At 74.6% G+C, this 8849-nt stretch carries 5 protein-coding genes; 4 read left to right on the top strand and 1 reads right to left on the bottom strand.

Annotated elements, in window-relative coordinates; genetic code table 11:
- Positions 1-665 precede the first annotated feature (665 nt).
- The 3 genes from AB0I88_RS31755 to AB0I88_RS31745 all read left to right on the top strand — a co-directional run bounded on the left by AB0I88_RS31755 (position 666) and on the right by AB0I88_RS31745 (position 4240).
- A complete protein-coding gene (locus AB0I88_RS31755; RefSeq protein WP_361032992.1) occupies positions 666-821 on the top strand; it encodes a hypothetical protein in 156 nt (51 codons plus the stop codon).
- Between the two features lie 111 nt (positions 822-932).
- Positions 933-2516 carry an ABC transporter ATP-binding protein gene (locus AB0I88_RS31750; protein ID WP_361032998.1) on the top strand — a complete coding sequence of 528 codons (1584 nt, stop codon included), beginning with the start codon at positions 933-935 and terminating at the stop codon, positions 2514-2516.
- Positions 2513-4240, top strand: coding sequence for an ABC transporter ATP-binding protein (locus AB0I88_RS31745; protein WP_361032989.1), 1728 nt, complete (start codon positions 2513-2515; stop codon positions 4238-4240). The genes AB0I88_RS31750 and AB0I88_RS31745 overlap by 4 nt, the downstream gene beginning before the upstream one ends.
- Before the next feature lie 282 nt (positions 4241-4522).
- Here AB0I88_RS31745 and AB0I88_RS31740 read toward each other — a convergent pair whose 3' ends face one another.
- Positions 4523-5038, bottom strand: coding sequence for a GNAT family N-acetyltransferase (locus tag AB0I88_RS31740; protein WP_361032986.1), 516 nt, complete (start codon positions 5036-5038; stop codon positions 4523-4525).
- Between the two features lie 286 nt (positions 5039-5324).
- Between AB0I88_RS31740 and AB0I88_RS31735 the strand changes: the two genes are divergently transcribed.
- On the top strand, positions 5325-8822 hold the full coding sequence (locus tag AB0I88_RS31735) for a tetratricopeptide repeat protein (protein WP_361032983.1): 3498 nt from the start codon (positions 5325-5327) through the stop codon (positions 8820-8822).
- Positions 8823-8849 lie beyond the last annotated feature (27 nt).

Genomic DNA, 8849 nt, shown 5'->3' with positions numbered 1-8849 from the left:
GCAGGGCGGCAGGGCGGCAGGGCGGCAGGGCGGCAGGGCGGCAGGGCGGCAGGGCGGCAGGGCGGCAGGGCGGCAGGGCGGCAGGGCGGCAGGGCTCACCGTCGGTGCGCTGGGGGCGCCCGCCCGGCGGGCAGACGGGGCCGAGCGATTCGGCACGCACGCGGGGCCCTGCGCGGTCGCTCACGAGTGTCACGGCGATGCTCGGGGCACACGGTCGGTGCGCTGTGCGCCCGCCCGCCCGCTCGGCGGGCGGGCAGGCGGGCGATTTGGCCAGCAGGGTCTGCGCTCTTTCAAGGGGCCGGAGGCGTCGCTGACGGCCGGCCCGGAGTGGCCGGGCGCCCGGCTCGGGCCGGGATGGGTGGGGGCTCGTCTGGTGCGGTGTGCTCGCGCCGGGATGGGCGGCGGCCCGAACCGGTGCCGTCGCCCACCCCGTGCGGGACCGCTCGCCGGGCACGGAAGGGAGGCGCCCGCGAACCGCGGTCCCGTGCCGTGCCGATGTCCGGCCCTCGTAGAGCATGACGGGTGTCAAGCGCAAACCGTTGCCCCTCGAGGCCAGGTGTAACGGGGAATTCACATCGGGGCTGCGGTGGGTCCGAGTTGTTTCACGTGCGGTAACAACGGGGCCGGCTCGGCGCCCGTTCCGGCAACCGGACTTCGCGTTCGGGGTGGCGATCTACGGGACGGTCTCGCGACAGCAGAGCTTCGGCACGGGCGGGCTCAGCGCCGCGGTCACGCCGGCGGCCGGGTTCGCCGTGGTGGGGGCCGTGACGGTGTTCGCGACCGTGAGGGAGCACACCCGTCAACCGGTGGAAATCGGGTGACATCAATCGACGGTTTTGCGGCAGCATGACGGCGTGGTGGATGCGCGGGGACCGGTTCGATACCTGTGGTGGCTGGCTCGGGAGCTGAAAGGGCGGGTCGCTCTCGGCGCGATGTTCGGGTCACTGTGGTTCGTCAGTCTGGCGCTCACGCCGTACCTCATCTCGCAGGCGATCGACCGCGGCCTCGCGCCGCGCCGCCCCGGTGTGCTGCTCGCCTGGGCCGCGGTGGTTCTGGTCGTCGGGCTGGCCAGCGCCGGTCTGGGGATCATGCGGCACCGCAGCATGACGAAGCTGCGACTGGGCGCCGCGCTGCGCACCGCCGACCTGGTGCTGAGCCACGCGATCCGGCTCGGCGCGGCCCTGCCCCGCCGGGTCACCGCCGGTGAGGTGGTGACCATCGGCATCTCCGACGTGTGGACGGTCGGCCGGGCCATGAACGCGGGCGGCGTCGGGGTGGCCGCGTTCATCGCGGTCGGCGTGATCGCCTTCCTGCTCCAGCGCATCTCCGGGCTTCTCGCCCTGGTCGTGGTGGCCGGGGTGCCGGTGCTGGCGCTGTTCATCGGGCCGCTGCTGCGCCGTGCTCAGCGGGTCGGCGGCCACTACCGGGAGCATCAGGGCCGGCTCAACGGGCGGCTCGTCGACGTGGTCGGCGGCCTGCGGGTGCTCAACGGGCTCGGCGGTAAGGAAGCCCACCTGGCGAGGTATGAACGGGAGTCGGCCGGGCTGCGTGACGTCGGCTACCGGGTCGGCGGCCCGTCGAGCTGGATCGGCGCGCTCGGTGACGGTCTCCCGGTGGTGTACCTGGCGGTGGTGATCTGGCTGGCCGCCCGGCTCGCGGTCGGCGGCGGGCTGACCGCCGGCCAGCTGGTGGCGGTGTACGGCTACACCGCCATGCTGGTCATCCCGGTGAACGTGTTCATCTTCGTCGGCTTCGACGTCACCCGCGGCGTGATCGCGGCCCGCCGGGTCACCGACTTCCTGCGGCTGCCCGTCGACGATCCGGCCGGCGAGCCCGCCCCGGAGGGCCCGGCCGTCCTGCACGACCCGGAGTCGGGGGTGTGCGCCGAGCCGGGCCGGCTGACCGCCCTCGCGTCGGTTCGCCCGGCCGACTCGGCGGCCGTCCTGGAACGGCTGGGCCGCTACCGGCCCAGCGACGCCACCTGGGGCGGCCGGCCGCTCGCCGTGATCGCCCAGCCGGAGATCCGTGCCCGGATCCTGGTCGCCGACCACGACGCACACCTGTTCGCCGGCCCGCTGCGCGAGGTTGTCGCCGGCCGTGACGAGCCGGACGACGACCGGGTCCGCCGGGCCCTGGACATCGCGGTCGCCCACGACGTCGGCGCCGACCTGGACCGGCCGGTCGACTGGGGCGGGCGCAACCTGTCCGGCGGTCAGCGCCAGCGGGTCCGGCTGGCCCGCGCTGTCTACACCGACCCGGAGATGCTGCTCGCCGCCGAACCCACCTCGGCCGTCGACGCGCACACCGAGGCCGCGATCGCCGACCGGCTCAGCGCGGCCCGCGCCGGCCGCGGCACCGTCCTGGCCACCACCTCGCCGGTGCTGCTGGACCGGGCCGACACCGTGCACTACCTGGTCGGCGGGCGGGTCGCCGCCAGTGGCACCCACGCCGAGCTGCTGCGGTCCGAGCCGGGCTACCGGGCCCTGGTCACCCGCGCCTTCGGAGGTGACGAGTGAGGACGCTGCTGCCGGTCTCCTCCCGCCGTGACGTGGCCCGTGCCGCCCGCCGGCTGATCAGGGCGGACGCGAAGGCGGTCGCCGGGCTGCTCGCGCTCGCCTCGCTGGCCGCCGTCGCCGGGCTCGGCGGCCCGGCGCTGCTCGGCCGGGTCATCGACACCGTCGCCGTGGGCGGCGGCGTGCGCGAGGTGGACCGGCTGGCCGGCGCCGTGCTGCTGTGCGCCCTCGCCCAGACGCTGCTGTCCCGGTTCGCGCTGGCCGCCGCCTACCGGTTCGGGGAGCGGACCGCCGCCCGCATCCGGGAGGCCTATCTGCGCCGGGTGCTCGAGCTGCCGGCCGCCGTGGTCGAGCGGGTGCCCGCCGGTGACCTCGCGGCCCGCGGCAGCACCGACGTCGACACCGTCGCCAACGCGCTGCGCGACCTGCTGCCGCCGATCTTCGTGGGCCTGGTGCAGATGGCGTTCCTGATCGTGGCGGTGGTGGTGCTCGACCCGCTGCTCGGTGTGGTCGGCGTGATCGGGTTCTCGGGCATCTGGTTCGTCACCCGGTGGTACCTGCGGTGGGCCCGGGACGCGTACCTCACCGAGGGCGAGGCGGTTTCCCGGCTCGCCGACGAACTGGCCAACACCACCGGAGGCGCCCGCACCGTGGAGGCGTTCGGCCTGCACGCGCGGCGGCTCGCGGCCGGCGGCGAGGCGCTCACCGAGACCCGGCACACCCGGCTGGCGACCCTCCGGCTGCGCAGTGTGTTCTTTCCGCTGGCCGAGTCGTCGTACGCGCTGCCCGCCGTCCTCGTGCTCACCCTCGGCGGCCTGCTGCACATCGACGGCCGGGTCAGCCTCGGCACCGTGGCGGCGGCGGTCCTCTACCTGCGGCAGCTCGTCGGGCCGCTGGACGGCATCCTGATCTTCGTCGACCAGTTGCAGGCCGGGAACGCCTCCTTCGCCCGGGTCGAGGGCCTGGGCTCGGTGGCGGCGCCACCCCCACCGGACGAGCGTGCGCCCGCCGACGAGCGGATCGAGATCACCGGGGTTCGGTACGCGTACGACGAGGGCCGTGACGTCCTGCACGACGTCACCCTGACCATCCGCCCCGGCGAGCGTCTCGCCGTCGTCGGCCTGTCCGGCGCCGGCAAGTCCACCCTGGGCCGTCTGATCGCCGGCGTCGACCGGCCCACCGCCGGCGCCGTCACGGTCGGCGGCGTGCCGATCGCCGACCTGCCACCGGACGAGCTGCGCCGCCACGTCGTCCTCGTCACCCAGGAACACCACGTCTTCCGGGACACGCTGCGCGCCAACCTGATGGTCGCCGCCCCCGACGGCCGGCTGCGGGAGGCGCTGCGCACGGTCGGCGCCGACTGGGCCGACGACCTCGACCGTGATCTCGGCGAACATCCGCTCGACGGCGCGCAGGCCCAGCAGCTGGCGCTGGCCCGGGTGGTTCTGGCCGACCCGCACACGGTCATCCTGGACGAGGCGACCGCCCTGCTCGACCCGACCGCCGCGCGGACCGCCGAGCGGGCCCTGGCCGCCGTCCTGCACGAGCGGACGGTCATCGCGATCGCCCACCGGTTGCAGACAGCCCACGACGCCGACCGGGTCGCCGTCATGGACGACGGCCGGATCATCGAGCTGGGCCGCCACGACGACCTGGTCGCGGCGGGCGGCTCCTACGCGGCCCTGTGGCGCTCCTGGCACGGCGGGGACGACCGGGTGCCCCGGTGACCCGCTGATCTGAGCGCGGCGGGTGGCCCCTACGCCGTCTTGTGGCGCGGTGCCCCGGTGACCGGCCGATTCTCAGCCCGGTGGGCGCGGCAGAGGCGGGAGTGGCAGCGAGATCGCGCCGGCGGGGCGGGACGGTCCGAATGTGGCGGTGCGGTGTCGCGCGTACCGGATGAGATGGTTTGATGATCTGCCACGCCTATGGACCGGCTGGTGACCTGCCCGAGTCACGCCGCGGCGGGGCCGGACCCGGAACCGGCCGTCCGCGCGGAGGCGCACCGAGGATCACGGGCTGACGTAGACCCACAGGTCCAGCACCGTCGACTCGTTCAGGGAGATGCGCAGCTCGCCGGCCCGCGACCAGCCCTCCGACTCGTAGAGGGCGACCGCCGTCGGCAGCCTTTGGCCCACGTCCAGGACTGCGCGGCGGCCCAGCTCGGGGGCCCGCGCGGTGGCGTGCCGCAGCAGGGCGCGGCCGAGTCCCTGACGGCGCACCTCCGGGGCGGTGAACAGACGGGCCACCAGGGCGAGCCGGTCCACCGGCAGGCCGGTCGCGGCGGCGGCCGCCGACAGGGTCGGGTTCTCCCGCGGGCAGTGCAGGGCGACGTGGCCGACGATCCGCCCGCCCTGCTCGGCCACCCAGGCGGCGCGCTGGTGATCCGGCCGGAGGAACCCGGCCTCGTCATCCGGAGGCAGGTACAGCGGGTAGCCGTCGCGGGCGTGCACCCGCCGCAGCAGAGCCACGCAGGCTTCCGTGTCCGCGGCCGTCTTCTCCCGGATCACCGTCGTCTCGGTTCGCATCGCGCGATCGTAGGCGCCACCAGGTGCCCGGGTCCTCCAATTTGTCCGCGTCGACGAGCAGCCGGCGTACGTATTGATCGGAGTTGTCGGTCTTCCCGGATCGCCGCCAGCGGGCGCGGGCCAGGACGTTCTGTGCCGGATCCTCGGCACGGTGCTCGTCACCGGTGAGCAGACGCGCGAGCCGGACCAGCGACGGGCCCCGGGCGTAGGCGGACTCCTCGAACGTCACTCCCTATTCAACGTTTCGGCCGGTCCCGTTCGTGGACAAGCGGTTCAAAATGGATCGATGGGGATCATGCGCGGCTGGTGGCCGGGGAACCGGACCGGGCAGTCGATCACCGGGAGTGTCGTGTTCGGCGACGTGGTGATGGTGCAGGGCGTCCGTGGAGACGTGACGATCAGTCTGGAACGGCCGCCGTACCGGGTGGCCGAGGCCGTCGTCCGCGCCGTGCCCCTGTCTGCCGGGGACGCCCGTGCGCAACCCAGCCGGATGCTGCTGGCCCGGCACCGGATCGTCCCGTTCACCGGCCGCGGCGAGATGCTCTCCGAACTGGGCGGATGGCTGTCCGCCGAGGCACCGGCCGCGGTCCGGCTCCTCCACGCTCCCGGCGGGCAGGGCAAGACCCGGCTCGCCGAGGAGCTCGCCGGCCGGTGCGCGGCGGACGGCTGGACGGTGTGGCGGGTGCTGCACATGCCCACCCCGCTGCCCGGGTCCCGGGTGGATCTGCCGGGTGGGCCGGTGCTCGCGGTGGTCGACTACGCCGACCGGTGGCCGCCGTCCGCGCTGCTCACCCTGATCACCCAACTGCACCGGCTGGGCACGGCGACGTCGTCGGTGGTGCGGGTGCTGCTGCTGGCACGCTCGGCCGGGTACTGGTGGCCGGCCCTGGCCGACCGGGTGGAGAGCGACCTGGCCGTGCCCACCGCCGACGCCGCGCTGCCGTCACTGTCCGCCGACCGCACCATCCTGTACGCCGACGCCGCCACCCGGTTCGCCGCCGTGCTGGGCGTGGACGGCGACTGGACGCCGCCGCCGGGACTGGGCGACGACAGGTTCGGGCAGGTGCTGGCCGTGCACATGGCGGCCCTCGCGGCGGTCGACGCCCACCGGCACGGCGACGACACCCCCGCCGGGCCGGAGGGGGTCTCCGCCTACCTGCTGCGCCGGGAGGCCGCCCACTGGCACCACATGCACGCCCGCGCCGAGAATCCGCTGGTCACGCCACCGGAGGTGATGCACCGGGCGGTGTGGACGGCGACGCTCACCGGGGCGCTGCCCCGCCCCGATGCCCGGGAGGCGCTGCGACGGGCCGGCCTCGACGGCGGGGACCGGCTGATCGACGACCATCGGGCCTGCTATCCGAGCGCCGACCCACGGACCGTGCTGGAGCCGCTGCACCCGGACCGGCTCGGCGAGGACCTGATCGCCCTCTCCGTACCGGGCCACGACCGCGGCGGCGGGCTCACCGACGACTGGACGCTGACCGCCGCGCCGCTGCTGGCCGGTCTGCCGGGGGAGGTGCTGACGGTGCTGGTGGAGACGTCGCGCCGCTGGCCGCACGTGGCCACCGAACTGCTTTATCCGCTGATCCGGCAGCGGCCCGAGTCGGCGATCGCGGCGGGCGGGGCGACGCTGACCCGCCTGGCCGGGATCCCCGGCATCGATCCGTCCGTCCTGGAGCCGATCCAGGAGCTGCTGCCGCCGCACCGGCACATCGACCTCGACGTGGCCGCCGCCGCGATCAGCACGGTCCTCACCGGGCACTGGCTGGCCTCGACCTCGGACCAGGTGGCCAGGGCCCGGGGGTTGTCCGCGCATGCGCTTCTGCTGTCCAACGCGGGACAGCACGAGGCCTCCCTGCGCGCTGCCGAGCGGGCCGCCGGCCTGCTCCGGGAGTTCGCCGCGCTGGACCCGGCGGCGTACCGGCCGGATCTGGTCGACGCGCTGGTAGCCGTCATGAAGGCGCAGATGAGTCTGGGCCGGTTCGCTGAGGCGCTGCCGTTGACCGAGGAGGCGGTGGCCCTGCAACGGACCCTCGTGGCCGGGGACCATCCGGAACGGTGGACGAATCTCGCGATCGTGCTGAACAACCGGTCGGTGGTGCTGGCCGAGTTGGGGCGCGACGGCCGGGCGGAGGCCGAGGAGGCCGTCTCGATTCACCGTGCCCTGGTGGAGGAGGGCGCCGACGCGCTGTGGCCGGCGCTGGCGACCTCGCTGAGCAACCTGAGCCTGGCACGCCACCGCATGGGTAACCGGGCGGCCGCGCTGACGGCGGTGGAGGAGGCCGTCGGCATTCAGCGGCGACTGGCCCGGGCCGACCCGGCCGTGTTTCTGCCGGACCTCGCCGTCTCCCTGATCAACCTGGGGATGCTGTTCATGGAGACCGCACGCCGCGAGGACGCGCTGCTGGCGACCGAGGAGGCGGTGGAGACCTATCGCGGGCTCGTCGAGGTCAACCCGGACGCCTTCGAGAGCGACATGGCGCTGGCGCTGAGCAACGCGACCACGGCGGCCGTTGAGGTGGGCAGCCTGGAGGAGGCGATGGGTTTCGGCGGGGAAGCCGTGCGGCTGCTGCGCCGGTTGACGGCCGTCGATCCGGAGGCGCACCGCCGGCAGCTCGCGGCGGCGCTGTTGAACGTCGGCATGTCGCTGCTGTGGCTGGGCCGGCCCGGCGAGGCGCTGACGCCGCTGACCGAGTCCGTCGAGCTGTTCCGGGAGCTGGCCGACGACGAGCCGGCCGCGCACCTGTCGAATCTGTCCAAGAGCCTGGCCGTTCTCGGCTTGGCGCTGGGTGCGGACGGCCGGGCCGCCGAGGCGCTGGCGGTGGCGGAGGAGACGGTCGGCATAGACCGCCGGCTCGCCGCCGGGAACCCGGAGGCGCATGAGCCGCTGCTGGCCCGGTCGCTGATCAATCTCGCGCTCGCCCGGCACGAGATGGGCACGCTGAGCGAGGCGATGGAACCGGCCTCGCAGGCGGTCGCTCTGCTCCGCCGGCTCGCCGCCGGGAACCCGGCCGCCTATCTGCCCCACCTGGCGCTGTCGCTGAACAACCTGAGCCTGTACCTGTGGAGGTTGGGCCGGGCTGAGGAGGCGCTGCCGATGGGCGAGGAGTCGGTTCGGCTGCGCCGGCAGATGGCCGGTGCGGCTCCGGCCGCCCATCTGCCGGACCTCGCCATGTCGCTGGGCAACGTCGGGAACTACCTGGCGGAGCTGGGCCGGTACAGCGAGGCGCTGGCGCCCACCCACGAGTCCCTGCACCTCTACCGGCAGCTCAGCACCGCGAACCCGACCGCGTACGTGCCGCATGTGGCGCGGACGTTGAGCAACCTCGGCGCTCTGTTCGTGGCCGTCGGCCGGCTGCCCGAGGCGCTGGCCGCGACGGAGGAGGCGATCGGGATCCGGCGCCGGCTGGACGCGGCGAATCCGGCCGTGCACCGGTCCGGGCTCGCGGCCTCGCTGAACAATCTCGCCCAGTGGCGGGCGCGGTCCGGTGCCGGACCGGAGGCGCTACGGGCCGCCGGTGAGGCGATCGACCTGTACCTGGAGCTGGCTGCCGCGAACCCGGCTGTCCATCAGGGCGGCCTGGCTCAGGCGCTGCGCACGCACGCGACGGTCAGCCTTCTGGCCGGGGCGCCGCTGCGCCCAGCGCTGGAGTCCGCCGAGGAGGCGGCCCGCCTGCACGCTCGGCTCGCCGCGAGGCTGCCCGGCTCCTACACCGACGAGGTGTCGCGCAGTGAGCACATTCTCGCCGAGGTGCGCAAGCGTCTTGCGGAAGGCGGATAGGGACTCTTGACCCGGGTGAGCGGGCCC

This window comes from Actinoplanes sp. NPDC049802 (genome assembly GCF_040656595.1).
Lineage (GTDB): Bacteria > Actinomycetota > Actinomycetes > Mycobacteriales > Micromonosporaceae > Actinoplanes.
Note: the sequence above shows the minus strand (reverse complement) of the source record. Positions and strands in the feature narration are given on the sequence as shown.